Genomic DNA, 26709 nt, shown 5'->3' with positions numbered 1-26709 from the left:
GGCTCAACTTCTTTCGGCGCGTGGTGATGGACTACGAGTACACCCCGGAAAGCCACGCCGCCTGGATTCTCTGGGCAAACGTCACGCTCTGCCTCAATAGACTGCCTTGAATTCCCAAACACGCTCTTAGTTGAAACTGACACCAAGGTAGGCATAAATATCGTTAATAGAAGAGGCACTGCAATAGGAAGAGGCGGCGAGTATGAAGGCGTAACCAAACCTACAATTGATCGGGACGGCAATGCAAAAACTATAGTGGATAGAAAGACCGGGAAAGATGTATACGAATCTGCAGATATAACCATATTTATGGGTACATATCAAGCACAAAAAAATAAACCAAAGGCTACAGATAGCCACGATTATACTAATGCAAGTCTTGAAGAATATATCAACGCAGTTGGTTCACATGAGGGTACTCATGTATTAGACGATGTAGTAGTAAATAAAGCTACTGAGCAGAACTGCCAGGGTTGTTCTGATGATGAGCTTGAAGGCAAAAAGTATGTTAATCGAGAAGAAAATGCGGATAGAGCATACGATGCTGCCAGAAAGGATTACAAACAAAAAACGGCTGGCAATGAATAACGCTTGGTCAAAAATATGCTTGATTGTTTGCTTTAGCATTGCTAGCTATGGCTGCAGGACCAGCGAGAAAAATTATATAGGAAAAGTAGACAGAAGTAAAGCGACAACTTGTTTAAAGTTACAAGAAGCTAATTTAACCACACAAGAATTGCGCTTAATAAAGCACAATGCTCGTATTTACTTAAACACTCCATTTTCGGATGAGACTATCTGTATAAGAGTTCACACTTTGAACGATGAATACAGAATCATTAAGACCAGTTTGCCTGTAACAAGCCATATAAGCCCATTATGGTTTTTATCGACAATGGGAAAGGCATATATCTTGAATATAAATATTAAAGAACTTAGAAATGACTCTGTTTACATCAAACAACGCGTGGCAGCAATAACACAGAATATACCTGGTATGTCTGGCAGCGAAATCAGTCTGGTTAATAAGTATTTCATTCAACAGTCACAAGTGTTTAGATAGCGTTCATGCAACACCGCTACCTACTTCTTCTGAAGCTGGGATTATTGCCCTTGTCGACGCAAGCGCAGCAGCCGTTCGAGCGCTTCGGCGTGCAGGTCAAGGTGCTCACGTTGAGCAACGGGCGTTATCCGGAGTTCTACCCCAACGACAGCCTGCGCCGTATTGGCTCGGTGGTCTACAACACCCGCCTCAAGCGCATCGCCTACCTGCTGCCGGCCGACTCGCTGGCGGACCGCGCCCCCTCCGAAGTCACCAGCCGCTGGCTTGCCGTCGACCCGCTGGCACACAAGTACGCCTTCATCACGCCCTACGCGTACGGCATCAATAATCCTATTAGGTATATTGATCCAGACGGACGGGAAATTGTCGACGCCAAGGGAAACCACGTTCAGGTAACCTATAACAAGAACGGCACCTTGTCGTTTTCCAAAAACGCCACGGCCGACGTGCGGCGTATTGCCAACGCACTAACCCGAAACCCGGAGGGACGTAGCCAACTACACAAGCTCGACGGGAGTGACATAAAAGTGCATTTAGGAATCTCCCAAGAGGCGCGGGTCTACACGGATAAGGATGGCGTCCACCGCGTAGCCGCTGAAACAGTCCAGGGCAATTACAACAAAGAGGATAATTACGGCAAGGTTCAGAACGCCGATGGCACGTTGGGCATCAAAGAAGCTAGCATTACGGTATTCGAAGGCACCTTGAAAGGGAACGTGCGGCCAAATTCGGGTTCCGAGCACGAAGGCCTCACGTTGGACGAAGCCATAGGTGCTGTGGTGTCACACGAAATTGTGCACGCGACCGATAAAAAGGAAATCAATGCGGATCTGCAGTCAGAGCAACGAGGAGAAGAGCGCCTAACAGAGCAGCGTGAGCAGAAGCCTGAGCAAGTAGAGCGCAATGCCATTGAATGGTCCAAGATTTTACTCCCATGAGTACTAAATTTTTATCCCCTCTCCTGCTCCTGTTGGGCTTGTCTGCTTCGGCATGTGGTCAACAGCAAAAGACGGCTCCGGCCAATACAGCCACCCCAAAACCCAACCTGGCTACCAAAAACCCTTTTCAACAGGTAGATGTGCCGGATGATGTATTAACGAAAATAAATCAGGCAATTAAGAGGCAAGAAAAACTGCCTCAGAATGCCTTCCCCATTTATGTATTCAACCTAGAACAGCGTGACGATTACAAGTTTCACGATGGCATTTATTCGTATAAACTCAGCAGTCCGCACGCAAAGCGCCGTTTTTTCATTGTGTACAATGGCGTGACTACCCTCTTCGAGGAGACCTATATCGACAATGTCCTGCGCGAATACCTGTTGTTTCTAGAGAAGTCCAAAATACCAACCCAACTCAGTATCCGTTATTTGAAGGTTATCAGTAAATTCTTAGAAGATCAGTACAACGCGGAACACCGATAAGGCGAGTGCGCGATTGCTGCTGAACCGGGTTGCGCCAGAAGGTTGCCCACCCTTATTTCTGCCTTGGACAAACCAATTATTCACTCTGGCTCCGTATTGATCGAGGACCTTCGCAAGGCGCTCCTGCTGAATGCATCATAGCTTGGTTGGTTCTTCAGCCTTGAGTAGCTGCACGTATTTGTACACGGTGCCGTAGGCAATAGCGGCCTGCTTGCTGATCTGGTTCATGGACAGGCCTTGCGCATGCAAGCGGGTGATTTCCTGCTGCTGGCGCAGCGGCAGCGTGGGCCGAGAGATGCGCTTGCCCTGGGCTTTGGCCCGGGCCATGCCGGCGCGCACACGCTGGCTGATGAGCGCACTCTCGAACTGGGCCAGCGAGGCCATGACGTGGAACACCAACTCGCCCATGGGCGTGGTCGTGTCGATGTTTTCCTGGTAGGAGATGAAGTCCACGCCCAGGCTCTGGAACTCCTTCAGGGCGTTGACCAAGGCCTGGGTGGAGCGGGCGAATCGGTCGTAGCGCCAGACCAGCACCGCGTCGAGCTGCCGTTTCTTGGCCGCCGCCATCATGCGCTTGTACTGGGTCCGCTCCTCGCTGGTGCCCGAGGCCTGGTCCACGTATTCGGCCGTTACGACGAAGCCCCTCCGCTGGGCATACTCGCGCAGCGGCTGCAGCTGCGTCTCCGGGTCCTGGCCTTTGTCGAGCGTGGAGACGCGGGCGTAGAGGGCCACGCGCTTGGGTAGGGTGGTCGGGGAAAGAGGCATTCTGGGCTATCGAAAAGGAACTCCTTTGCAAAGCTACTTTTCGAGGCGTAAAATCGGCCTTCCCGCCCCGAAAAACGCGGGTGGTTTTGCCGACCCTTTTTGATAACCCATGCCGCAGGATTTTCTCACGGCCCCGGAGCGCCTGCGCTACCAGACCGTGCCCGCCACGCTGCTCGAAGCCGACATCCGCCAGCACTTCCACTTGACCGAAGCGGACCGCACGTTTCTGCTCCCATTCCGCGGTGCGGCCAACCGGCTGGGCCTGGCCGTGCAACTGGGCGTGTTGCGGCTGATGGGCTTTCTGCCCGAGGGCTGGGCGCGCCAGCTGCCGCCCGAAGCTGTGGCCTTTGTGGCCGCCCAGCTGACGACGGACGCCGTGCTCCTCGCTGACTACGGGGCGCGGCAACAAACCCGCAGCGACCATTTCAGCGCCGTGCTGCTGCACCTAGGGTATCGAAAGTGGGAGCCGTTGGATGCCGCCTGGCTGGAGCCGTGGCTGGTGGAGCGCGCCCTGGAGCACGACGGCGAACGGGCGCTGTTGGCCATGACGTGCCTGAAGCTGCACCAGGCCCGCATCGTGCGGCCGGCCATCGGCACGCTGGAACGCCTGGTCGGGGGCATCAGCGAGTTGGCCACCCAGGAAACGTACCGTCGCTTGGCGTCCCTGCTCACGGCGGAGGTGCGTCAGCAGCTGGATGCCCTGCTGCTGCCCGAAGCGGGGCGTCACCTGACGCGGCACCGCTGGCTGGTGCAGCCGGCCACGGCCAGCAATCCGGCGGCCATCGCCACGGCCTTGGACAAACTGCGCTACCTCGATGGCCTGGGGGTGGCGGGCTGGGACGTGAGCGGGCTGCATCCGAACCGGCAAAAACGCCTGGCCTTGCTGGCCCGCAGCCGCTCGAACCGGCACCTGGAGCGCTTGCCGGCCGCCAAACGCTACCCCGTGCTCGTCGCCTTTCTGCGCGAGAGCTACCTGACGCTGACCGACGAGGTACTCGGGATGTTGGATGCCATTTGGGAACAGAGCCTGGCCAAAGCCCGCCGCGCCCACGACCAGTACCAGCAGCAGGTGGTGGCGGCCAAGGACACGGCCCTGCGCACGCTGGCCCAAGCCGTGAAAATCGTGCTCGACGAAGACCAGACCCCGGCCGGGCAGGTGCGGCCCAGCATCTACGCCCAAGTGCCGCGGGAGGAGTTGGTGCTGGCCTGGGAAGCGGTGCAAACGATGCTCTACCCGACCCGTCACTCGCACCTGAGTTTCCTGGCCAAGCGCTACCCGCTCTTCAAGCAGTTTACGCCCCGGCTGCTGGACCAGCTAGGGTTTCGGCAGGGCTTTGGGGGCGACGACTTTGGGGATGCTTTGCAACTGGTCAACGAGTTGCAGGCGGGCCGGCGCCGTAAGTTGCCCGAGCAGGCCCCAACCGGCTTCCTGAAACCGACCTGGCGCAAGTTCGTGCTCGGGGACCAGCTGAGCGCCGAGCAGCAGCGGCCGGCCTACGAGTTGGCCGTGCTGGCCACGCTGCGCGAGCGGCTGCGCTCGGGCGACGTGTACGTGGCCCCATCGCACCGCTACGCCGACTTGAGCAGCTACCTCATCCCACCCGCGGAGTGGGAGCAGGCCCGCCCCGAGCTGTGCGCCCAATTGGGCTTGCCGCCCGTGACCACGGACCGACTCGCCGAGCGCCTGCAGGAGCTGGCCGACTTGCTGGGACCGATGCAAACGCTCCTCGATGCCGGCGGCGATGTGCGCTTAGAAGATGGCGAGCTGGTGGTGACGCGGCCGGCCGCCGAAGAGGTGCCCGCCGGGGCCCAGGCCCTGCAGCAGGAAATCGGCCGCCGCCTGCCGGCCGTGGACTTGACCGACATCCTGGTCGAAGTCAACGCGTGGCTGGGCTTTACGGCGCACCTGCCCGGGCTGGAACACGCCCCGCGCGGCGACGAGCACGACACGCGGCTGCTGGCGACGCTGCTGGCCACGGGCTGCAACATTCCCCTCGCGGACATGGCCCGCAGCGCCGCGCTGCCGTACCAGTCGCTGTGGTGGACGGCCACCAACTACCTGCGCGAAGACACGCTGAAAGCGGCCAATACCCTGCTGGTCAACGAGCACCACCGCCAGTGGCTGGCCGCCTACTGGGGCGACGGCACCTTCTCCTCGTCGGATGGCCAGCGCTTCGCCGTCAGCGGCAAGGTGCGCAACGCCCGCGCCCTGCCCACGTACTTCGGCACCGGGCGGGGCGTAACGATGCAAACCCATTCCTCGGACCAGTACGCCCAGTACGGCAGCAAGGTGGTGCCGGCCACGCTGCGCGATGCCACGGTGGTGCTGGACGAAATCGTCGACAACGAAACCGACCTGGCCATTGCCGAGCACACGACTGACACGGCCGGTTACTCGGACCTCATTTTCGCCCTGTTTGACCTGCTGGGCCTGTTTTTCTGCCCCCGCATGCGCGACCTGGCCGACCAGCGGCTCTACAAAATCCGGGGCCAGGACTGGGTCTATCCCGGCCTCAAGTTCACGGGCACGCTCAACCCGGACTACATCCGCCGGCACTGGGACGAGCTGCTGCGCCTGGCCGGCTCCATCAAATCCGGACGCGTCACGGCGTCGCTCTTCATCGGCAAGCTCCAGGCCTACCCCCGGCAAAACCACCTGACCTACGTGCTGCAGGCCTACGGCCAGCTCGTCAAGACCCGATTCATTCTGCGCTATTTACAAAGCCAGCCCCTACGCCAGCGCATCCATGCCCAGCTCAACAAGGGCGAAGAGCTGCACGCGCTGCGCGCCTGGCTCTGGTTTGGCAGCGAGGGCGTCATCCGGCGCAAGCAGCAGGAGGCCCAAGCCGAAGCGGCGCGCTGCCTGACGCTGCTCACCAACTGCGTGCTGCTCTGGAACACGGTCTACATGCAGGAGGTCCTCCAGCAGCTGCGCGCCGAAGGGTACCCGGTCGAGGAAGCGCACTTCGAATACTTATCGCCCAGCCGCTACGAGCACATCAACCGGCTCGGTAAATACTCCTTTGCCAACCCGGCCCACCTCGACCCGTTGCACCGCCGCCCGCTCCGCCATCCCAACGACCCGATGGCTTAGCGTGTAAATCCGCCCGTTTGGAAGAAGAACCCCATGCGGGCGGCTGGCATCCCGCCGATCAGCACCGTGGCCGAGCCGTTGATGATGCTATCGGGTGGGCCGACGCACGTGGCCTGGTCGCCCAGGCGGGCGGCGGGCAGGCCGCCGATCAGCACCGTGGGACAGCCCGGCCCCAAAATAGGGCCGCCGAAGTGCGGAATGGAGGCAGGGAAAGCGGGCGTCTGCATGGGGCAGGTATGCATGTCCGTGAGGCGGGCGGCAGGTGGCATTGGCGAAAGAGGTTTTTGAGTGGGAAGGGGCGGCTGTCAGGATGATGTAGCGCCGCAACCTTGCGGCGCTACATCGTGCGGCAGGCCCTCGGAGAGGTGTACTGCAACCGCTCGGCATGGCGTCTGAGAGGCGTCAGAACGTGCGTTCAGCTACTGGCAGACCTTAATTAATCGTTACCAGGGCGCCCTTGACGGTGGTCTGGCCGGTGGCCGATAGGCTGGCGGCTATAGCCCCGCTAAGGCTCAGCTGCATTTGGGCGGCGGCAGCTACGTTTAGGCCCTGCAGCTGCAGGTCGCCGCTATCGGCGGCCAGAGTGCAGGAGGCCGCCCGCAACTCCAGGTGCCCGCGAGCGTGCAGTTGCAGGTCAGCGCTGCTGTCCAGCCGAATGCCGTCGGGGGAGAGCAGCACCCGGTTGGCGTTGCTGTCGACGAGGGTGATGGTGCGCGCGTCGTCATCGAGCACGAGCTGCTGGCCGCCGGGCGTGCTTACCGTAAGGCAGCGCTGGTCGTCGAGGGCCAGAGCAAAGCGGCCCGCCGTGGTTAGGCCGGCTTGCCGGACAGGGGCCGTCGGCGGGGCAGGTTCGGGCAGCGGAGCCAGCTGGGCGCTGGTCTGCCAGCCACCCTCGGCCAGCGTGTGGGTGGCGGCCGTCACATAGGCCGGGCCGTTGAAATGCCGGGGCAGGCCGCTCAGCGCCAGCCACACGCCGGGCCGGGCCAGGGCGCTGCCCGGAAAGCGCACCGCACCCCGCAGGCCGGCCCGGGCGTCCAGCTCCACCGCGAAGTCGAGCAGGGCGTCGCCGTAGCTCAGGGAAAGCACCGGCTCGGCGTCGTCGGGCGCGGGAGCGGCGGGCTGGGTAGCCGTCAGCACGAGGCGCAGGTCCTGGTCGGGGCCGCTTTGCAGCCCGTAGGTAGCCACGGTGCCGTCGAAAAGCACCGCGTCGGCGGCGCCGTAGCCGGCACAGATGCGCAGCGCCGTGCCCGGCAGCGGGACGGCGGCGGGTTCGGCCGCGTCGAGAGTCACGGCCAGCTCCAGTCGGGTGTGGCCGTCCTGGTGCAGGGCCTGGTAAATTTCCGCCGTCAGCACCGGGTAAGCGGCGTCGAGGTCGGCATCGTCGACCAGCACGCGCAGGCAGAGCGGGTCGGAGGGGAAGGCAGGGGTGGGCTCGGGCATGATCAAGAGACAAGGCGGAGAAGCCGGCCGGCAGCGAATGGGCCATATCGGGCGGATGCCATTTCGGTTCGCCGGCCAAGCGGCGGGTTACCAGCGTTCAATATGCAAACCAGACCGCATAAAGGACGCGGGGGCCGGCATCGGGGCCGGGTGAGGCGGTGGGCCCGCGCCCGGGCAGCCGGGGCAGGCTTTTCGTTCAGGCCGCTACAATTTCTCGCCGCAGCGCCAGCAATACTCCGCGTCGTCGCGGTGGCCAGCGGCCTGGCACACGTGGCACACGGCCTGCTTGTAAGCGGGTCGGCTGGCGGTGGGCAGCACCATCTGGGCCGATACGATGCCGGTGGGCACGGCAATGATGGCGTAGCCCATGATCATCAGCACCGAAGCCAGCGTCTGGCCCAGCACCGTGGCCGGCGAAATGTCGCCGTACCCCACCGTGGTCATCGTCACGATGGCCCAGTAGATGCTTTTGGGGATGCTGGTGAAGCCGTTTTGCCCGCCTTCCACCACGTACATCAGCGTGCCCACCACCACGGCCAGCGTGATGACCGAGCTCAGAAACACCAAGATCTTGAAGCGGCTGGCGCGCAAAGCACCCAGGATGAACTCGCCCTCACCGATGAACTGCCCCAGCTTAAAGATGCGGAACACCCGCAGCAGCCGCAGCGTGCGAATAACCAGCAGGTAGCGGCTGCCGGCTAGTATCAAGGACGCCAGCGTGGGCACGATGGCCAGAAAATCGATGATGCCCAGCCAGCTCAGAGCGTAGGCCAGCGGCCGGCGCACCACCAGCAGCCGCGCCAGGTACTCGATGATAAACAGCCCCGTAAACACCCACTCCACCACGCGCAGAGCTGCCCCGTAGGACACGGCAATGCGGTGCACGCTCTCCAGCATCACGGTCAGCACGCTCAGCGCAATAGCCACCAGCAGCGCTATGTCGAAGGCCTGCCCCGCCCGCGTGTCCGATTCAAAGATGACGCGGAAAGCGGCTTGTTTCCAACGCGGAGCGGTTTCGCGGGGACGGTTATTCATGGTCGGGCGCGGTACAGGGCGGCAAATCGGTACGCTGTGCTTACGCAAACCGCCCGGCCGAGGTGTCCGGCGGCTCACCCGGCGGCATGGGGCACCGGTGCTGCCCGACCCTGTCATCATCCTGCGCAAGCAACTCAATGTTACGATAGGGATAGATCACCTACGCCGATGGCGGAAGGGTGAAGGAGCAGCGCGGGCTGGGCTGAGTGGCCGAAAAATGCGCTTTTTTTGAGCGGCCTTACTCTGCTTAGCAGAAGGGCGTTAGAAGTAGCAAATGCTATACATCCGGAAGTATATTTTACTTTATTTAAGTCGACTTTGAACTTAGTATAGGCCAGGCCCGTTAGCCCACTTGTAACTCGCTGCCAGTCGCCGCACCCTCCCGCAACCGGGCTTGTCAGTCGCCGTGCTTCCGGTTACTATTTCTTTTCAGGCAAGTTGCCTCGTGTCACCTACCATCATTCGCTTGCAGAATCACCGTAGCGTTCCGTTGTCAGTTGCTTTCTTTTCACACTTTTCCTAAAGCATCATGTCAACAGGAACCGTAAAATTCTTCAATGAAATCAAAGGCTTTGGTTTCATCAACGACACTACCACCGGCCAGGACGTATTCGTCCACGTTACCGGCCTCATCGACGAAATTCGCGACAACGACGCGGTTCAGTTCGAAGTAGAGCAGGGCCGCAAGGGCCTGAACGCCGTCAACGTGCGCCGGGCCTAAGCCCTCCCGCCGTCAACAAAAAAGCAGCCCGCCATCCGGTGGGCTGCTTTTTTGTTGGCCTTGTATCAGCCACAGCAGTTGGGCTATAAGAGTATCAGGGCTGACAGTGCAGGGCGGACGCACTGCCGCAGCAGCTTCAAGGGCCGGCCGTCAAGCGGCGTGGGAAACCATAGGGCTTGAGCCGGGTGAGCTGCCATTGGCGCGGCGAAACAGCACGGCCGCGCCGGCCCACAGCCCCACGAAGAGCAAATTGGCTACCAAGCCCTTGCGGACATCGGCCGTGAAATCCATGTGCCAGATCAGTAGCCCGACTGCCGGGACGAGGAGCTGCGCCAGGGCGGCCACCACCATCGTGCGAGCCATACCCAGCGGCCGCAGACGCGCCATGGCGGCCCCAACGATGACAATGAGCAGCACGGTGGCAAACAGCAGGTTGACGGGGTTATGCTCGCTGCCGATGATGCCGACGGCCCCGTTTACCATCACCAGCAGAAACGCTGCCGCCAGCGCCGCCCCCACGCCCAGCCGGTAGGCAAGGCTGCCTTTGCCATTCACCACCAGCTCGTAAGCCAGCCCCGTGCCGAAAATCATGGCGCCGGCAAATATGAAATCAAAAGCGGTCCAGTTGACTTCCTGGCTGAACTGCATGGCTACTGCGGGTACCAGCAGAATAAGGGCCGTGGCCAGCGCAAGACGAACGAGGTTTTTGACGCGCGGGGTCATAGTAGTACGGGTTGGCAGTGAAAGGAAGTGGTTGAAAGCGTGGTTATTACCCTTTGGGTAGGAGCAGGAAGGTGTAGTTACAAGCTTCTGGAGCTAAGGTGCTGCAAAGTAGAATAAAGAACTTTGTATTTCAAAGTGTAATTAGTTGCTATACGCTCGTTGCTCATGCAGGGCTATTAAAAAGGCCCTTTTTATTACTGCTGGCCGGAGCTCGAAAACACCAGACCAGTGCTGCTGCACCCGGCGAGTATCTACACCAAATGAATCAACGGCCTCCTAACTTGCCCGCTGCTTAACTCCGTCTTGGTCATGCCCACCGTTGTTCCCGTCCTGCGCATCTTCGATTACGCCAAAGCCCTGGAGTTCTATGTCGACTGGCTGGGCTTCGCGGTAGACTGGGCTGATCAACCGGCCAATGCGCCGGCGTACGTGCAGGTGTCGCGGGACAATGTCGTGCTCAACCTTTCGGAGCACCACGGCGATTGTTGCCCCGGTGCCCGCGTGCGCATCGTCGATGTGGCAGGGCTAGCGGAGTACCACCGCCACCTGCAGCAGCAGGAATACCGCTACAACCGCCCCAGCCTGCACGCGCCTGACTGGAACCCACAGGCCCTGGAAATGGAAGTGGTGGACCCCTTCGGCAACCGGCTGACATTTACCGAAGTCCCCACGAGAAGCGACCTGGTCTGACGGTGGGGCTAGGAGAGAAGCTACGCCATCGTCAGCAACTAGAATGCCTTGAGAGGTTTACGGTAACGGGATAGAGCCTGCTCGCTAAAGGATTAGCCCCAAGAAAAGAAGGCGCATAGCCGTGAAATAAGCTGGATTTGTGGGTGGCAAGGGCACCAAATGAACTTAATCCGCCAGCCCTCCGTTAGCCGGCCGTACTCGATGCTGAGTAATTTTGGTTTTCCAGTTTGTAGGAAGTTCAAATAAAAGGCGTACGTTTACTTCGTTTAAGGCAAGTTGCCTCGTGTCACCTACCATTCATTCGCTTGCCGAACCGCAGTAGGGTTCCGTTGTCAGTTGCTTCTTTTTCACCTTTTTCCTAAAGCATCATGGCAACGGGAACCGTAAAATTCTTCAATGAGACCAAAGGGTTTGGTTTCATCAACGACAGCACCACCGGTCAGGACGTATTCGTTCACGTTACCGGCCTCATCGACGAAATCCGCGACAACGACAAAGTGGAGTTCGAAGTAGAGCAGGGCCGTAAAGGCCTGAACGCCGTGAAAGTGCGTCGCGCTTAATCGCCGAGCCCTTCAACAGCAAGCAGCGCACCTACCCGGTGCGCTGTTTTTTTGTGCCTATGAGGTTCGGTTAGCCGTGGTGGGTGGCCAGCAACTCCCGCACCGTGGTCCAGCGAATATCCGGGTAGCGGGCGTTGTCGAGCGGCTCGGCTAGCTTGGCCTGACCGCTGAGCATGTTGTGCAGGTATTGCATGCCCTGCCAGGGCGGGAAAATTTCTTCTTTGGCCGGAGCCAGCGTGCGCGTTACCTTGATCAGGGTGGCCAGGGTGCCCAGGCCGCCGACGCGCAGCGGCCGGAAGCTCTTGCCAAAGGCCGCGCTGGCCGCACCCTGCAGCCCACGGATGCTCAGCACGTCGCCGGCCACGCGCAGGTAGCGGGGCGTGTCGGGGTCGAGGGCCGCGGCCGCGGTGAAGGCGGCGGTATCGACCATGGTCGTGAAGTCCAGCGGCTGGTCGGCGTCGCCCCAGTAGATGAGCAAACCCGGGCCAGGCTGAATCAGCGGGGCCTGCCCCTTGAGCAGGTCCATGAACATGCCGTTGAGGATGGACGTGGCCTGAATGGGCGCGCGGTCCATGCGGCGTTGAAACTCGCGGCGCAGGTCGAAGTTGCGGTTGGAGCCGGCGAGCAGCTTCGTGAAGTCGGCGGAGAAGTCGGACGGAATGAAGCGCGGCACTTCAGCCGCTACGGCTCCCTGCAGCAGCCGCGTTTGGGCCTCCACGATGACTTCGCGCAGGCCCGACAGGGCCGATACCACGCAACTGGCTCCCCGGCAGGCCTGAGTAAGGCTGGTGACGAAGTCGTAGTCGACCTCGGCCAGTTCCACGCCCTGCAGCCGCAAGGATTCGGCTTCGGCGGAGGCGCGGCTGCCGAGCCGGATCAGGGCGCGCACCCGGGCCCCGCGCTGGCGCAGGTGGTGGGCGATGAGCAGGCCGAGCTGTCCGGTGGCGCCGGCCAGCACCACGAGTGGAGCCTCCGGCGAGGTGGATGGGTATTGGTTGTTTTCGGCAGTAGCGGCCATGAAAAGGGCAGAGGTAAGAGCGTGCAGATAAGCCGGGCTTGCAGCCGGCGGCGGAACTGCTAATACCCGTATCCTGGCTTGGAAGTTATTGGGCGGCTCCTTCCGCGGCCCCGGCACGCCGAAAGCAGCGCGCTGTTTGGCGCTATTGTGCTTAGGTTATGACTGGCGCTGGTCGATGCGTTGATTGACCATTACAGCTTTGGCGGAGGCACTATGGCATAAAGGCCTGTTGGGGAGCCAGCATTTCTGGTCATGCTTCGGCGGGCTCAAGCGGTTTTGACGAAATCCAAACACGCATTGAATACAACTGATAGATTAAAGAATTAAAATATGTAGATGGTAAGGCGCTAATAATGAGAGAGGCGCGTTGCTAATAGCTTGTAAGCCAAGTAACCTGTTATTCCCATGCTGAAGTCATTATTCGCGGTGGCCTTGCTGGCCGTAGTCAGGCCCGTCGCCGGCCAAACGGGCTGTGCCCTTCCAGTGGTGAAAGTGCTGCGCAACAACCAGGAAGTGCCCCGTAGCGGGGCCCCGTTGGCACCCAAGGTGACCTTGCAGGTGGACCCGGCGCCGGAGTGCCCGCGCAGCTCCTCCTACCGGTTTACCGATGCCGAGCTGACCCTGGTACGCGGTCGGCGCCCCCTCGTGCCCAGCATACACGCCAACGGGCCGGACGTAGACCTGAGTGCCTGGATGAAGCTGGTGCAGCCCGGCGACCGAATTTACGTGTTCGTGCCCTACAAGAGTCTGGTTGTGGTGGCGGCCGATGGCACGCCGCAGCCCTTTCCGCAGCCGAAACTGGAGGCCGATAGCCAGAACGGCATCGGCTTCAACTGGGCGCTGGTGCCCTAGTGCTGCCTAGAGGCTCAGGCGCCCTTCACAAAGCGAATCAGCTCGCGGACCTGATTCAGAAACTGCGCGTCTTCGGAGAGCCGGGCAATATCGGTGGCGCTTTGGCGGGCCAGGGCTTCGTGCTCCCGGCTGTTGTGGCGGGCCAGCTCTTCCAGGCGCGCGTCGAGGCGGTCGATGAGCAGGCGAAGGCCGGCCAGGGTTTGCTGCTGCCCGTGGGCCCAGGACTCGGGCTCGTTCACATCGAGGGACGTGCTGACGTGCTTGAGCTGCGTTTCCAGCGTCAGTACCCGGTCACGCAACTCCACCACATCTTCGCGCGGGTAGTGCACCTGGTGCTGTAGGGTCTGCAGCCGGCGGCTCAGGTGCTCGTAGGCGCGCTGGGCCGGGCGGGCGAAGGTGAGCAGCAGCGCCGCGGCCGCGGCGGCATAGCCCACGGGCGTCAGCTGGTAATAGGCCAGCAGATAGAGCGCCACGGCCGATACCACGTGCAGGCCCACCGCCAGCCACCAGAAGCGCCGCGCCAGCCGGCCGGCAAACGCCTCGGTGGCCGGGTCGACGGCAATGCCCTTGGCGTGCGAGAGACGCACCTCCTCCAGCACGTCCTTGGCCGCGAAATGCGTGTTCCAGGGGAGCACCACGATGGCCGCCAGCCACCAGAAAATACCGATGCCCACCACCCAGTCGATGAGCGTGCCGGTGGACAGGTGCAGCAGCCGCAGCCCGCCGAAAATGAGCAGAACCAGCAGCGTAACCGAAGCCAGCGGACCTAGAAAATTGCGCATAGGATGGTACAAGTAAGGGCAGCACGCTACCAGCAGCGGGCCGGTAAAGGTAGGAGTGGAAACGAACCGAACGATAGGGGGAAGCACAGCCCTGGCCGGGCAGATGCCCAACGCCAATTAGGGCAAGGCAGAGGTGAATCAGAAGGATGAAGGCGCGTCCTTCGAGCACTGAGCTATAGCCAATACCTTCGCTCCACTCGCTTTCTTTACCCACGCCATGTTGTCTTACGATTCGTTTGGGCCCTCCCGGCCCGTGGTGCTGGTGCCATACCGCGCGGCCTGGAGGGAGGAGTTTGCCGAGCTGGCGCAGCGCATCCGGGCAGTGGTCGGCCCGGCCGTGACCCGCATCGACCACATCGGGTCCACGGCCGTGCCCGGCCTCCGCGCCAAGGATGTTATCGACGTGCAGCTGACGGTGCCGGAGCTGCCCGCGGCGGCCACGCGCCTGCAGCCGCTGTGGGCCGCCGGCTTCCAGCAAGGCCGCAGCTGGCAGTACGACGTGTACCACCCCTTGCCGGCCGATTCGCCGGAGCTGCGCAAACTGTACATGCGCGAGCCTGCTGGTGAGCGGCGGGTGCACATGCACATCCGGGAGGCGGGCCGCTTCAATGCCCGCTACGCCCTGCTTTTTCGTGACTACCTGCGCGCCAACGCCCCGGCCCGCGCCGAGTACGAGCTGCTGAAGCGGCGGGCGGCCGGGCTGTTTCCGGCCAGCATCGACGGGTACTTGTACCTCAAAGAGCCCGTGTTTCACCTCGTGTACCAGGCCGCCGCGCTGTGGGCGGAGCAGGTAAGCTGGCAGCTGCCGCCCGCCGACGCGTAAGCCTAGGGTGGGCCGCAAAAGCCGCAGCAACGAGGCTGATACCGCGCAGTCAACCCAACTCGGCGGTTACGCGTTTGAGCCAGCAAGAAGTTGCCAACGCTCCCGCTATGAAGCTCCCTTATTCCCTTGCCCTGGCCGGCGCGCTGTGCGTGTCGGCCGGCCCCGTGGCTACCGCGCAGCAAGCCTCCTCGCCGTACCGCACCCGCTTCGTCGTCGATGCGCCCGTGACCGTGGGCATAGGCGCGCTCGGTGGCATGGGCCTGCTGCTGGTGAAGAAGAAACACGGCCTGAGCCAGACCGAGTTGGCCAGCCTCAGCAAAAACGACGTACCCAAGTTCGACCGGTTCGCGGCCGGCAACTACAGCGACAAGGCCCAAACGGTGGGTGACGTGCTCTGCTACGGCTCGCTGGTGGCGGCGCCCGGCCTGCTGGCCTTGGACCCCAACGCCCGCGGCCGTTACGGGCAGGTGCTCGGCCTGTACGCCGAGACGCTGGCCAGCACGGCCGCGGCGTTTACCCTCACGGTGGGCTCGGTGTCTCGCTACCGACCCTTCCTGTACGGCACCGATGGGCCCGAAAACAAGCGCACGAGCCGCATTGCCACCAACTCCTTTTTTGCCGGCCATACCGCCCACACGGCCACGGCTACCTTCTTCGCCGCCAAGGTTTTCCACGACTTCAACCCCGGTTCCCGGGCCGAGCCCTACGTGTGGACGGCCGCTGCGTTGGTGCCTGCCGCTGTAGCTGTGTCGCGCATCGAGGCCGGCAAGCACTTCCTCTCCGACAACCTCGTGGGCTACGCCGTGGGCACCACCATTGGCATCGTGGTGCCGCAGCTGCACAAGGTCACCAAAGGCAGCGGCGTGTCGGTGGTACCCATGCAGGGCGTCAACGTCAACGGCTTTTCCTACGGCGGGCTGCTGATGACCAAGCAGCTGTAGCTCTTCCCGTAATTGGCTGCGGCCTGAAACCAGCAACGGCCCGCTGATGCAAGTCAGCGGGCCGTTGTAGCTTTTCTCGGGGCAGGGCGTTACGCCACGGCCTCCGCTTCGGCGGGCTGTAGCTGCTGCATCAGCGCCTGGAGCTGCGCGTGCTGCGGCAGGCGGGCGGCCAGCATCTGCAGCTGGGCCAGCTGCTGTTCGGTGAGCTGCATGGGCTGGCCATCCATAAAGAAGCGCACGTTGCGCTCGAAGCGGGCCCGGGCACCGGCTTGGCTGCCGTGGCCTTCGAGGCGAAACTGCGCGGGCGCCAGCATGCCGAAGAACAGCTCAGCGGCCAGCTCGGGGTAGCGCGAAAGGGTGGGGGCTACGCCCAGGTTGGCGGAAATCAGCTCGGCCACTTCCTGGCAGGTGGTCATGCCGCGGTGCTGCCGGAAGTGCTGAAACTCCTGCAGGCCCGTTTCCATCTGCGCCGCCGTGGGTGGGGCGCAGGCACCGCTCCAGCAGGCCGATATCCAGCGCGCCTGCAGCTCGGCCGACACGAAGTAGGAACCGATTTGCTCAAACAAGCCCATGAAGGCAAAGTTGGGCAGGGCCGGGTGGAAGGTGAAGTGGTGTAGGTCGAGGTGCTTGCGGTCCAGATTGACGGTGAGCTGCAGCTCCTCGTGCAGGAAGGGCAGGTGCAGGTCGTAGCCCGTGGCCAGAATGACGGTATCCACGTGCAGCTGCTCGCCGCTGGTGAGCACCGCCGTGCCGGGGGCGTAGGCCTGCACGCCCGCGACGGCGCGGATGCGGCCGGCCTGCACATGGTCGAGGTAATCCTGGCACTGCGCGAAGCCGGCTTCCAGCGCGTTGTCGGCGGGGCGCAGGCCACCGAAATCTGCCGGGTTGCCCACGGCGGCCAGCACCAGCTGCTTCAGTCCTTCGGCGGCCTCAGCGGGCGGCAGGGCGCGGCTGGCGTAGGCCCCGAAGCGGGTGAAAGCCAGCTGGTCGGTGGGCACGCCCAGCATCATTTTGCGGGCGATGTAGCGCGGCTTGCGGGCCGAGGAAATAACCGTGGTATCGGGGTTGCGGGCCAGGTCGCTGGCAATTTCCAGCCCGCTGATGCTGTTGCCGACCACCAGCACGCGCTGCCCGCGGAAAGGTTCGCGGCCGCGGTATTCCATTGAGTGCATCACGCGGCCGTGGAAGTGGTCGAGGCCGGGTGTGTTCGGGTAGTGCGGCTTGTTGTAGCGCCCCGTGGCCACAATGACGTGCGAGAAAACCTCGGTGCGCCGCTCGCCGGCCCGGTTCACCGTCCACACGACGTACTGGCCCTCCGCGCCGCGGCAAATCAGCTCCACGCGGGTGTGAAAGCGCACGTGCTGATCCACGCTGAAGTGGTGGGCGTAGTCCTTCAGGTAGGCCAGCACCTGCTCGGTGCTCGGGTACATGGGCGTGCCGGCCGGGTAGTCGTAGTCGGAAAACGACATTTTGATGTGGCAGGAATTAGCCGGCATGCCGGGCCACTGCCCGCTGTGGGCCGCGCCCTGGTTCCATTGGCCGCCGAGGCTGCCGCTTTGTTCGATGATGACGGGCGTGAGGCCGTCTTCGAGCAGGGACTTGGCGGCGGCAATACCGGCGGGGCCGCCGCCGATGATGGCTACTTGGTTGGTTTTCATAGCAGGTTAGGTAAGAAAGAGAAGCGCGGAAAAAGCGTCGAATGGCTTCTAATGCCCTGAGAAGCAGCGACGAATCGACAGTGCAAGTTTAGTTGCACTGAGCCTCGTTTGGCTATAGCATTTTCATGTGGTGCACCTGCGCTGGGCGGAGCCGGAAGTTGTCGTTTCGGCTTTTGCAGCCCGCAGGAGCGGTTTAGGTACCACATGCATTGGCTACTCCGAATACCCACCCGAGCCGGCTCCGCTGCTCAACGCCTGCTTCTGCGCCCCGTCGGCACGCACCCTTATAGCCTCGACGGAGCAGCAGGAGCCCGACGTTGAGGTGCAGGGTACTACTTAGCCGCAATCCGGCAGGCGGAAATCACGGCGATAATCGACAACTTCCTGACGCAGCAGCGCTAGCCGGTGGCAGCGGGCTGCTGGTGCTTCTCCTACTTCCCGTCGACTATGGCTCAGCTCGTTACTTCTCTTCCCGCCGGAACCGCGGTGCCATCCGCCACCAAAGTCCGCGTAGCCAGCATCGATGTGGTGCGCGGCCTAGTCATGGTCATCATGGCCCTGGACCACATCCGCGAGTTCTGGAGCCCGAGTACCGTCCGGCCCGAAGATGTGACGCAGGCCTCGGTGGCGCTGTTCTTCACCCGGTGGGTCACGCATTTCTGCGCGCCCACGTTCGTCTTTCTCTCCGGCGTCAGCATCTATCTGTACGCGCAAAAACAGCCCAACCGGGGGCGCGTCAGCCGTTTTTTGCTTACCCGCGGGCTATGGTTGGTGGCGCTGGAATTAATCGTCATCACCTTCCTGCTGCAGTGGAGCCACCAGCTGCTGGTGCTGGAAGTCATCTGGGCCATTGGCTGGGCGATGGTGCTGCTGGCCGGGCTGATCTGGCTGCCGCGGCCGGTGCTGGTGGCGCTGGCGGTGCTCATCATCGGCGGGCACAACCTGCTGGCGCCGACGCAGCCCGTTACGGCCGGTAACTGGTGGTGGGCCCTGCTCCACAACCCGCCCGGCGTGGTAGCGCTGCCGCCATTGCCGCCCTTGCTGGAAGCCTACGCCGTGCTGCCCTGGACGGGCGTCATGCTGGCGGGCTACCTCATCGGGCCGTGGTTTCGGGCCGAGGCTGGCCAGCGGCAACGCTGGCTGGTAGGCGCGGGGGCGGCTCTGTTGGTGCTGTTCGTCGGGCTGCGGCTGCTCAATGGTTACGGCGACCCGCAGCCCTGGAGCGTGCAGCCGCGCGGGGCGTTGTACACGGTGTTGTCCTTCTTGAATGTGCAGAAGTACCCACCGTCGTTGCTCTTCCTTAGCCTCACGCTGGGCGTGGCGCTGCTGTTGCTGGCCGGGCTGGAGCGCGCCACCGGTGCAGTGAGCCGGGTGCTACGGACCTTCGGGCAGGTGCCGTTTTTCTACTTTCTGCTGCACCTGGCCCTTATTAGCGGCAGCGCCTGGGTATGGACGCGGCTGGCCTTCGGGCAGGCGGTCAACTTCGGGTTTGAGCCCCAGCAAAACTGGCCCGCGGCCTACACGTTTCACCTGTGGCGGGCCTATCTGGTGTGGGCCGTGCTGGTGTTGCTCATCTACTGGCCCTGCCGCTGGTACGCCCGCTACAAGCAGCAGCACGCCTACTGGTGGCTCTCGTACCTGTAGGGCCGGGCGGCCGAACCAACTGCAACGGGCTTTTGTCATTGAGCAGAGAAAGCCCGCGCCATGAATCCCGACGACCAGCCCCCATTTCCGGCCCGCGCGTTTCAGCGCTTCGATGAAGCGCCCGACGCGGAATTTTACCGCCACCCGCGTTACGTCACCCACATCGACGACCGGGCCATTGCCGCCGTTACCCAGCTCTACCGCGAGTATTTCCCGGCCGGCGGCACCTTGCTCGATCTGATGAGCAGCTGGGTGAGCCACCTGCCGCCCGAGGTGAGCTACGCCCGCGTGGTGGGCCTGGGCATGAACGAGGCCGAGCTGCGCGCCAACCCGCGCCTGCACGCCTACGTGGTGCAGGACCTCAACCAGCAGCCCGCGCTGCCTTTTGCCGACGCCAGCTTCGACGGCGCGGCCATCTGCGTGTCGGTGGATTACCTCACCCAGCCCGTGGCGGTGATGCGCGAGCTGGCCCGGGTGCTGCGGCCCGAAGCCCCGCTGGTTATTACCTTTTCCAACCGCTGCTTTCCCAGCAAGGCCATTGCCGCCTGGCACGCCCTGGACGACCAGGGCCACCTGCAACTAGTGGCGCAGTACCTACAGGCTGCCGGCGGCTGGCACCGCATCGAGCAGCTTGACCGCAGCCCCGGCCCGCGCAGCGTTACCGATCCGCTGTTTGCTGTCATTGGGCGGGCGGTGGGGCCGGTAGGTGTCGCCGCACCCGGGTCATAACCAGCCAGCGAAGAAGTCTGCCCTTGCCGAAGCAGGCGCGGGGCAGGTAAGTCGTCGGATGGATATGTTTCTTTGCGGTGCGCCCGTCCCCGTTTGGCGGGCTCACCGCTGTTATGCCCGCTGCCCGTACCGTCTTGCTCGTTCGGCCCGCCCGCTTCGGTTTCAATGCCGAAACGGCCGCCTCCAACCATTTTCAGCAATCCGTGGCGGGCCTCACGTCCGATGGGGCCCAGCGCCAGGCGTTGGCAGAATTTGAGGCGCTGGTAACTGCGTTGCGCAGCCGGGGCGTGCAGGTGCTCGTGTTCGACGACACCGAAGTACCCGCCAAGCCCGACGCTGTATTTCCCAACAACTGGCTGACCCTGCACCCCGACGGCCGCGCCGTGCTCTACCCCATGTGCGCGCCCAGTCGCCGCGCCGAGCGCCGCCCCGACGTATTGCAGGCGCTGGGCCGGCAGTTTGCGCTTCGCGAAATCATCGACCTCTCCGGCCACGAAGCCGAGGGCCGCTTCCTGGAGGGCACCGGCAGCATCATTTTCGACCACGAGCACCGCGTGGCCTACGCCGCCCGCTCGCCCCGCACCGATGCGGCCCTGTTTGCCGAAGCGGCCACGCGCCTGGGGTACCGGCCCGTGGCGTTTCAGGCCACCGATGCGCAGGGCCACGCCATCTACCACACCAACGTGATGATGTGCCTGGGCGCGGGCTTTGCCGTCATTTGCCTCGACAGCATCGCCGATGCCGCCGAGCGGGCCGCCGTGGAGGCGTCGCTCACCCGCACCGGCCACGATATCATTCCCATCACCCGCGAACAGGTGACGCGCTTTGCCGGCAACATGCTCGCGCTGCAGCCCGCCAGCGGCCGGGAACTGCTGGCTATGTCGCAGAGCGCCTACGAAGCCCTTACGCCGGCGCAACGCCAGGCGCTGAGTCGCTACTGCGAGCTGCTGCCCCTGGCCATCCCCACCATCGAAACCCTGGGCGGAGGCAGCGTGCGCTGCATGCTGGCCGAAGTGTTTCTGCCGCCGGCTTAGGTTGCCGGCACAAAAAAGCCGCCCGGTGATGTACCGGGCGGCGGAGAGGCAGAGCGTTGGGGGCGGGGAGGACCTACAGCGAGAAGAACAGCGCACAGGCGCTGGCCACGGCCATCAGCAGGTACACCACCGCGTCGTTGCGCCGAGTGGCGCGGTTATAGCGGGTGACGGAGAGCATAATATCAACGGATTAGCATGCGTGTCGCCGCAAAACCACGCAAAGGCTGCCGGCCAGTGGCGTGCGGCGAATGCGCCCCGGCAGCCTTTGTTGGTACGATAACCGCCGGACTCGGGTCTGGGTTTAGGTATTATGAAAGTATTAAGTATTGCACTAACTGTTTGATCGGGAGACAACTGCCGGTCTAAGCAGCTTTGGCGTCCAGCCGGGATTGGTGCAGGGCGCGCCACTCGTCTTCGAGGATGCTCATCTCCACCAGGCTCCACCACTCGTCGCCCACGCGCTTCACGTCGCGCAGGGTGCCTTCCTTGTGGAAGCCGCTTTTCTGGTAGCAGCGGATAGCGGCGTGGTTGAAATCGTACACGCCCAGGCTGATGCGGTGCAGGTTCAGCTGCTCGAAGCCCACTTGCAGCACGGCGTCGATCATGCCCTTGCACACGCCGCGGCCGCGCTGCTGCCGGCTGCCCACCAGCACCCGGGTGATACGCGCCGACTGGTCGCGGTTGCTGAAGCTGCCCAGGGAAATGTGTCCCACGGCCTGCCCGGTTTTGCTGTCGACGGCCTTCCAGATAAACACCTCGGGGTCTTTGGGGTCGTTGGCTCCCTGAATGTACCAGTGCAGGCTGTCTTCGGTAAGCGGGAAGGAAAACAGGGAGCCGGACCATTCGTTGAGCAGCTGCTCGTTGTCGATCCAGCTAATCAGCTCCTGAAAATCAGCGGGGGTGAAAGGCTCTAGGCGAATCATAAGACAAGTAAGCGGGTGGAAAAGCGGGGCGCAAGCCCGGCCTTTGGCTGAGCTTGTACGTTGGTCTACGGGCAAAAGCGGGCCCGCGAACAACCTCTAGGCCCGGTTTACGTGTTTGCCGGCCCCGATTCCGTAGTGCCGCCACGCAGTTCGCGCACAAATACGCGGCCTCACAGCTAACAAAAACGCTCCGGTCTACCCAACCGGAGCGTTTTTGTTAGCTGTAAGTTTGGAAGCTTAGCTGTTGACGGGCGTGTTCAGGCCCAGCACTTCGCTGGTGTGTACGCGTACTTCCTCCACCAGCTGCGGGTTGTCGTTGAGCGACAGGCCGAAGGAGGGTATCATTTCCTTGAATTTGGCCTGCCATGCGGGCGTGGCGGCCTGCTGCGGGAAGCAGCGCTGCACCAGGCCCAGCATGATGCTCACGGCTGTGGAAGCGCCCGGCGAGGCACCGAGCAGCGCCGCAATGGAGCCATCGGCGGCGCTGACCACCTCGGTGCCAAATTCGAGCACGCCACCTTCTTTCTTGTCCTTTTTGATGACCTGCACGCGCTGCCCGGCAATTTCCAGCTCCCAGTCGTTGGGGTTGGCCTGGGGCAGGTACTCGCGCAGGGCCGCCAGCCGGTCTTCCGGCGACTGCCGCACCTGGTTGATGAGGTAGCGCGTGAGCGGAATGTTTTTCAGGCCCGCAATAATCATCGGGCGCATGTTGCTGAGCTTGATGCTGAACGGCAGGTCGAAGTACGAGCCCTTCTTCAGGAATTTGGTGCTAAAGCCCGCGTACGGGCCAAACAGCAGCTCCTTTTTGCCGTTGATGACGCGCGAGTCGAGGTGGGGCACCGACATGGGCGGCGAGCCCACGGAGGCCTTGCCGTACACCTTCGCGTCGTGCCGAGCAATGACGTTGGGGTTGGTGCACTTCAGCCACTGCCCGCTCACGGGGAAACCGCCGAAGCCCTGCCCCTCGGGAATGCCCGAGGCAATGAGCAGCGGCAAGGAGCCCCCGCCCGCACCGATGAACACGAAAGGCGCTTTGAGCTTCAGCGTTTCGCCGGTGGCGCGGTTTTCGGCCCGCACGCGCCACTGGTTGTCTTCTTTGCGCTTGATCTTTTCCACTTCGTGGTTGAAGTAGAACGACACGCCCGGCTTCTCCTGCAGCAGGTAAAACATGCCGCGGGTCAGGGAGCCAAAGTTGACGTCGGTGCCGAGGTCCATGCGGGTGGCCGCCACGGGCTGCTGCGGGTCGCGGCCTTCCATCACCAGCGGCATCCACTGCTGCAGCTCGGCCTTATCGGTGCTGAACTGCATGCCCTGAAACAGGGGTGACTTGACCAGCGCGGCTTGGCGCTTGCGCAGGTACTCCACGTTGTCGGGGCCCCACACGAAGCTCAGGTGCGGCACGTGGTTGATGAAGCGGCTTAGCTCCTTGACCTGGTATTTCTGGGCCAGAAACGCCCAGAACTGCTTGGACTGCTCAAACTGCTCGGCAATCTTGATGGCCTTGCTCGTGTCGATGCTGCCGTCGGCTTTTTCGGGGGTGTAGTTCAGCTCGCAGAAGGCCGAGTGGCCGGTGCCGGCGTTGTTCCAGGCGTCGGAGCTTTCGGCGGCGGCCACGTCGAGGCGCTCCACCACGGCAATGCGCAAATCCGGTTGCAGCTCCTTGAGCATCATGCCCAGGGTTGCGCTCATGATGCCCGCTCCGATGAGGATTACGTCGGGATTGAGCTCGGTGTCGGCCGAAGAGTTGGGTGTATTCATAAAGTCGGGAAGAGACTTAGGCAGTACGCGGAAAGCAAAAAAAGGTGGCTATTGTTTGATATCAAAAGCCGCCTGGGTGCGTCAGAAGGTAATGTGGGAGGGAAAGAGGGCACCGAAGCCAGGCGCTACGGCCGGGGGCGAGCAAACGAGCCGGTGAAAAAAGCCAAGGCATACGAATATTTTCGTAGAGGTGCATCCCTGACGCTTCCCGGGTGTCTTCTTGGCGAAGCCCTTTTAACACCAGCCTGATAAGCACAGGTTCCGCACCCCCGTTGCTCGGAGTATCCACCGCTTGACGAGCCGAAAACCGAGCCGTTTGTTCGTTTTACTTAGGGGCCCCGGCGGCTGCTTCGCCGGGCCTGCTGCGCCGGGGCCGCCCCAGCCGGCGCGGTCCGATTTTTTTCCTGTTCCCGCCCCCATTTTCTCAGCGCCCGTCCCGCATGAGCTACCTAGCTATTGTTGCCGACCAGGACGAGGCTTCCCGGCAGGCCCTGCGGCTGGGGCTGGCGCAGGACACGGAGTTGCGCCTGGTGGCCGAGGTAGTGACGGGTACCGAGGCGCTGATTGCCTTGCTGGAGCACCGGCCCCAGGTGCTGTTCCTGAGCCTGGAGCTGCCCCACCTCGATGGCTTCGGCGTGCTGCGCGGCATCTGGCCGCACTTTCAGCCCTACGTGGTGTTTCTGACCGATCCTCAGCTACTGCCCTTGCAGGACCTGGAAGCCAGCGGACTGCCCTGCCTGCCCAAGCCCTGCACCCCCTCACAACTGCACCAAACCCTGCACCACATGAAAACGAACTTAACCCAACTCCAGCCCCAGCCGGAGGTGCACGCCCTGATGCGCCGCCTGCTCAGCGAAGAGCCGCCCGCCCAGCGTGCCTACCCCAAGCGTATGCTGATCAAGGACAACCACAAGCTGTTCTTTATCAAGGTTGAAGACATCGTTTACCTCGATGCCGACGGCAACTACATCACCGTGCACACGCTCAAGCGCAACTACACCACCTACGAAAGCCTAACCCAGCTGGAGCAGCGCCTGGACCCCGCCGATTTTACCCGCATCAACCGCTCCTATATCATCAACCTGAACTACGTGGAGGAGTTGGAATCGTACTTCAACGGGGAGTACCTAGTGACGCTGACCAGCGGCCACCGCCTTAAATGGACGCGCTTTTATCGCGACAACGTCAAAGCCTTTCTCATCAAGAACCGCTGAGCCCGGGCTTCCCCGGCCAGCTCACACCCGCAAAGCCACAGGTCAGAAAGCCAGACGCTCAGGTCAGACAATAAGGGGTGCCGGACGAAGCCTGGGCTGCGTATTTAGCCTCTGTTCATTACGACTGGCCGGTATTTATTGCCCGGCGGGGCAGGGCCTCAAGACGGATGGGCTGCAACCAGCGGCTCGGCAGACTCCTGAAGTGGACTTGGATGTGAGTGAGTGAGTAGCTCTCAAGTCAAAAAGGAGCCAGCCCGGCTGGCCGTGGTTCTGCCACCACCCGGTTGCACCCCGCCCCGCAGCAGTAAAATCGGCAAAACAGCAAGGCCTGGCTTCATAAGCCAGGCCTTGCTGTTTGATGAGCCGGCGCGGGCGGTCAATAGCCCGGATTCTGCGCCAGGTTGGGGTTGTTCTGCAAATCGACCTGCGGGATGGGCAGTACCAGCCGGTTGTCGCCGTACGGAATGCTGGGAATGGTGCCGTGCGCCGGAATGGCTTGGCGGGTGCGCAGCAGGTCGTAGTAGCGGTGCCCTTCGAAGGCCAGCTCCAGGCGCCGCTCCAGCAGGATGGCGTTGATCAGCGCCGGCGCATCGGCAAAGCCGGCCAGCGTGTAGGAAGGCGTGCTGGCCCCTTTGGAGCGGTTGCGCACCTGGTTCAGCAGGTCCACGGCCTCCTGCGTGCGGCCCGTGGTGCGGGCCAGGGCTTCGGCCCGGTTCAGCAGCACCTCTGGGTAGCGCACGATGGGCACCCAGTCGCCCACGGTCTGGTACTTGCCCGTGTAGGGAATGTTGCTGGACACGCGTACCAGCGTGGTGCGGCGCTCGTCGTCGGCCGGAAATACGCTGGGGGGAATGGCCACGTAAGGCGAAATGGTGATGTCGCCGCGCCCGGTGGGGCTGTAGTGCTGCCCGATGGCGTTGTTGGTGTTGGGGTTGTCGCTGGTGTTCATCGCCACCGAGAAGATGGACTCAGGCGTGTTGTAGGGCGGGGCAAAGGTGGTGGCCGGGCTGGGGTTCAGCTGGTAGCGGCCCGAACTGATGACCGTGCCGGCCAGGGCCGCCGCCTGCGTGTAATTGGCCTGGTACAGATACACCCGCGACAACAAGGCCTGCGCCGCGCCCTTCGTGGCGCGGGCCACGTCGGCGTATTCCGGGTCGTCGTAGTCCGTCGGCAGGCCACTGGCGGCGTCGTTCAAGTCGCTGATGATCTGCGCGTACACGTCGCGCACCGAGGAGCGGGCCAGGCGCTGCGAAGGGTCGTAGGCACTGACCGCGTCGGGCGCCGTCAGCTGAATGGGAATGCCCAGGTGCGAGGCGTCGGGCGTGAAGTTGTAGGGCTGAGCAAACAGGTTCACCAGGTGAAACATCGTCAGGGCCCGGATAAACTTGGCCTCGCCCCGGTACTGCGCCGCCAGCTCCTGCGACACAATGCCGGCGTTGGGCTCGAAGTTTTGCAGGAAAAAGTTGGCCGCGTAAATCGTGCGGTAGCCGCCGGTCCAGCCGTTGGTCACCTGAATGTCGTTGGCCAGCGCCGACGACGTGGCAATGGTATTGAAGTACGGCGAGGGGTCGGTGTCGTCGGAGCGCACGTCGCTGTATATCAGCGCCCGCCCGCCCAGGAACTCGGGGTTTTGCAGCGCGTCGTACATGCTGATGGCGGCCTTCTCGATGCGGTCGGGTGTGCTGAAGGTTTCTTCGGGCGTCAGGGCCGCGGGGGATTCCTGGTCGAGCACGTCGCAGCCGGGGGCCAGCAGCAGGAGCAGCGCCACCGCGGCTGCCTGGCAGGTGATGCGGAGGTAGGTCGTAGCTGTCATGGCAGG

At 62.6% G+C, this 26709-nt stretch carries 26 protein-coding genes; 15 read left to right on the top strand and 11 right to left on the bottom strand.

Annotated features, from left to right (window positions below; all coding sequences use genetic code 11):
• Positions 1-309: 309 nt before the first annotated feature.
• Genes B0919_RS24890 through B0919_RS20040 form a run of 4 tightly spaced genes read left to right on the top strand, consistent with a single transcriptional unit; the run spans position 310 to position 2486 of the window.
• Complete coding sequence (locus B0919_RS24890) at positions 310-588, top strand: hypothetical protein (protein ID WP_139362277.1); 279 nt, start codon at positions 310-312, stop codon at positions 586-588.
• Complete coding sequence (locus tag B0919_RS24885; protein ID WP_139362276.1) at positions 581-1063, top strand: hypothetical protein; 483 nt, start codon at positions 581-583, stop codon at positions 1061-1063. The genes B0919_RS24890 and B0919_RS24885 overlap by 8 nt, the downstream gene beginning before the upstream one ends.
• Positions 1064-1068: 5 nt before the next feature.
• Positions 1069-2001: a hypothetical protein gene (locus B0919_RS20045; RefSeq protein WP_139362275.1), complete on the top strand. Its 933-nt coding sequence runs from the start codon at positions 1069-1071 to the stop codon at positions 1999-2001.
• Complete coding sequence (locus B0919_RS20040; protein ID WP_078014066.1) at positions 1998-2486, top strand: hypothetical protein; 489 nt, start codon at positions 1998-2000, stop codon at positions 2484-2486. The genes B0919_RS20045 and B0919_RS20040 overlap by 4 nt, the downstream gene beginning before the upstream one ends.
• 135 nt (positions 2487-2621) lie before the next feature.
• On the opposite strand, the gene B0919_RS20035 is transcribed toward B0919_RS20040, so the two are convergent.
• A complete protein-coding gene (locus tag B0919_RS20035; protein WP_078014065.1) occupies positions 2622-3251 on the bottom strand; it encodes a recombinase family protein in 630 nt (209 codons plus the stop codon).
• Positions 3252-3360: 109 nt separating this feature from the next.
• Between B0919_RS20035 and B0919_RS20030 the strand changes: the two genes are divergently transcribed.
• Positions 3361-6345, top strand: coding sequence for a Tn3 family transposase (locus B0919_RS20030; protein WP_078014064.1), 2985 nt, complete (start codon positions 3361-3363; stop codon positions 6343-6345).
• Here the strand turns inward: B0919_RS20030 and B0919_RS20025 are convergent.
• From B0919_RS20025 to B0919_RS20015, 3 genes are all read right to left on the bottom strand, one after another.
• The gene (locus B0919_RS20025; RefSeq protein WP_078014063.1) at positions 6342-6614 is read right to left on the bottom strand and encodes a PAAR domain-containing protein; all 273 of its coding nucleotides are present in this window, start codon (positions 6612-6614) and stop codon (positions 6342-6344) included. The two genes, B0919_RS20030 and B0919_RS20025, sit on opposite strands and share 4 nt — an antisense overlap.
• A gap of 163 nt (positions 6615-6777) precedes the next feature.
• Complete coding sequence (locus B0919_RS20020; protein WP_139362274.1) at positions 6778-7785, bottom strand: hypothetical protein; 1008 nt, start codon at positions 7783-7785, stop codon at positions 6778-6780.
• Positions 7786-7989: 204 nt separating this feature from the next.
• Complete coding sequence (locus B0919_RS20015; protein ID WP_078014061.1) at positions 7990-8820, bottom strand: ion transporter; 831 nt, start codon at positions 8818-8820, stop codon at positions 7990-7992.
• Positions 8821-9349: 529 nt separating this feature from the next.
• Between B0919_RS20015 and B0919_RS20010 the strand changes: the two genes are divergently transcribed.
• Positions 9350-9541, top strand: a complete 192-nt coding sequence (locus B0919_RS20010) for a cold-shock protein (RefSeq protein ID WP_078014060.1) — start codon at positions 9350-9352, stop codon at positions 9539-9541.
• Between the two features lie 150 nt (positions 9542-9691).
• Here the strand turns inward: B0919_RS20010 and B0919_RS20005 are convergent, their stop codons facing one another.
• Entirely contained in the window at positions 9692-10264 is a 573-nt protein-coding gene (locus B0919_RS20005; protein ID WP_078014059.1) for a hypothetical protein, read from the bottom strand.
• 309 nt (positions 10265-10573) lie between these two features.
• Between B0919_RS20005 and B0919_RS20000 the strand changes: the two genes are divergently transcribed.
• Positions 10574-10954, top strand: a complete 381-nt coding sequence (locus tag B0919_RS20000) for a glyoxalase superfamily protein (protein ID WP_078014058.1) — start codon at positions 10574-10576, stop codon at positions 10952-10954.
• A gap of 368 nt (positions 10955-11322) precedes the next feature.
• Positions 11323-11514 carry a cold-shock protein gene (locus B0919_RS19995; RefSeq protein ID WP_078014057.1) on the top strand — a complete coding sequence of 64 codons (192 nt, stop codon included), beginning with the start codon at positions 11323-11325 and terminating at the stop codon, positions 11512-11514.
• A gap of 70 nt (positions 11515-11584) precedes the next feature.
• Here the strand turns inward: B0919_RS19995 and B0919_RS19990 are convergent, their stop codons facing one another.
• The gene (locus tag B0919_RS19990) at positions 11585-12532 is read right to left on the bottom strand and encodes an NmrA family NAD(P)-binding protein (protein WP_078014056.1); all 948 of its coding nucleotides are present in this window, start codon (positions 12530-12532) and stop codon (positions 11585-11587) included.
• Between the two features lie 405 nt (positions 12533-12937).
• Here B0919_RS19990 and B0919_RS19985 point away from each other — a divergent pair, with 405 nt between their 5' ends.
• Positions 12938-13384 (top strand): hypothetical protein, encoded by a 447-nt coding sequence (locus B0919_RS19985; protein ID WP_078014055.1) that lies wholly within the window; start codon positions 12938-12940, stop codon positions 13382-13384.
• A gap of 14 nt (positions 13385-13398) precedes the next feature.
• Here B0919_RS19985 and B0919_RS19980 read toward each other — a convergent pair whose 3' ends face one another.
• A complete protein-coding gene (locus B0919_RS19980) occupies positions 13399-14166 on the bottom strand; it encodes a hypothetical protein (protein ID WP_078014054.1) in 768 nt (255 codons plus the stop codon).
• Positions 14167-14383: 217 nt separating this feature from the next.
• Here B0919_RS19980 and B0919_RS19975 point away from each other — a divergent pair, with 217 nt between their 5' ends.
• Entirely contained in the window at positions 14384-14989 is a 606-nt protein-coding gene (locus B0919_RS19975; protein WP_078014053.1) for a GrpB family protein, read from the top strand.
• Between the two features lie 107 nt (positions 14990-15096).
• Complete coding sequence (locus B0919_RS19970) at positions 15097-15930, top strand: phosphatase PAP2 family protein (protein WP_078014052.1); 834 nt, start codon at positions 15097-15099, stop codon at positions 15928-15930.
• A gap of 89 nt (positions 15931-16019) precedes the next feature.
• Here the strand turns inward: B0919_RS19970 and B0919_RS19965 are convergent, their stop codons facing one another.
• Positions 16020-17588, bottom strand: a complete 1569-nt coding sequence (locus B0919_RS19965; protein WP_078014051.1) for a flavin-containing monooxygenase — start codon at positions 17586-17588, stop codon at positions 16020-16022.
• A 447-nt stretch (positions 17589-18035) separates the two neighbouring features.
• Between B0919_RS19965 and B0919_RS19960 the strand changes: the two genes are divergently transcribed.
• The 3 genes from B0919_RS19960 to ctlX all read left to right on the top strand — a co-directional run bounded on the left by B0919_RS19960 (position 18036) and on the right by ctlX (position 20995).
• Complete coding sequence (locus B0919_RS19960; RefSeq protein ID WP_078014050.1) at positions 18036-19232, top strand: DUF1624 domain-containing protein; 1197 nt, start codon at positions 18036-18038, stop codon at positions 19230-19232.
• Positions 19233-19292: 60 nt separating this feature from the next.
• Positions 19293-19961, top strand: coding sequence for a class I SAM-dependent methyltransferase (locus tag B0919_RS19955; RefSeq protein ID WP_078014049.1), 669 nt, complete (start codon positions 19293-19295; stop codon positions 19959-19961).
• 113 nt (positions 19962-20074) lie between these two features.
• A complete protein-coding gene (ctlX, locus tag B0919_RS19950) occupies positions 20075-20995 on the top strand; it encodes a citrulline utilization hydrolase CtlX (RefSeq protein ID WP_078014048.1) in 921 nt (306 codons plus the stop codon).
• Between the two features lie 362 nt (positions 20996-21357).
• On the opposite strand, the gene B0919_RS19945 is transcribed toward ctlX, so the two are convergent.
• Together B0919_RS19945 and B0919_RS19940 are read right to left on the bottom strand one after the other, a co-directional pair.
• The gene (locus tag B0919_RS19945; RefSeq protein ID WP_078014047.1) at positions 21358-21918 is read right to left on the bottom strand and encodes a GNAT family N-acetyltransferase; all 561 of its coding nucleotides are present in this window, start codon (positions 21916-21918) and stop codon (positions 21358-21360) included.
• A 237-nt stretch (positions 21919-22155) separates the two neighbouring features.
• The gene (locus tag B0919_RS19940) at positions 22156-23676 is read right to left on the bottom strand and encodes a malate:quinone oxidoreductase (RefSeq protein ID WP_078014046.1); all 1521 of its coding nucleotides are present in this window, start codon (positions 23674-23676) and stop codon (positions 22156-22158) included.
• Positions 23677-24116: 440 nt separating this feature from the next.
• Here B0919_RS19940 and B0919_RS19935 point away from each other — a divergent pair, with 440 nt between their 5' ends.
• Positions 24117-24890: a LytR/AlgR family response regulator transcription factor gene (locus B0919_RS19935; RefSeq protein ID WP_078014045.1), complete on the top strand. Its 774-nt coding sequence runs from the start codon at positions 24117-24119 to the stop codon at positions 24888-24890.
• 376 nt (positions 24891-25266) lie between these two features.
• On the opposite strand, the gene B0919_RS19930 is transcribed toward B0919_RS19935, so the two are convergent.
• Positions 25267-26703, bottom strand: a complete 1437-nt coding sequence (locus B0919_RS19930) for a RagB/SusD family nutrient uptake outer membrane protein (RefSeq protein WP_078014044.1) — start codon at positions 26701-26703, stop codon at positions 25267-25269.
• Positions 26704-26709 lie beyond the last annotated feature (6 nt).

This window comes from Hymenobacter sp. CRA2, from assembly GCF_002007105.1.
Taxonomy (GTDB): Bacteria; Bacteroidota; Bacteroidia; order Cytophagales; family Hymenobacteraceae; genus Solirubrum.
Note: the sequence above shows the minus strand (reverse complement) of the source record. Positions and strands in the feature narration are given on the sequence as shown.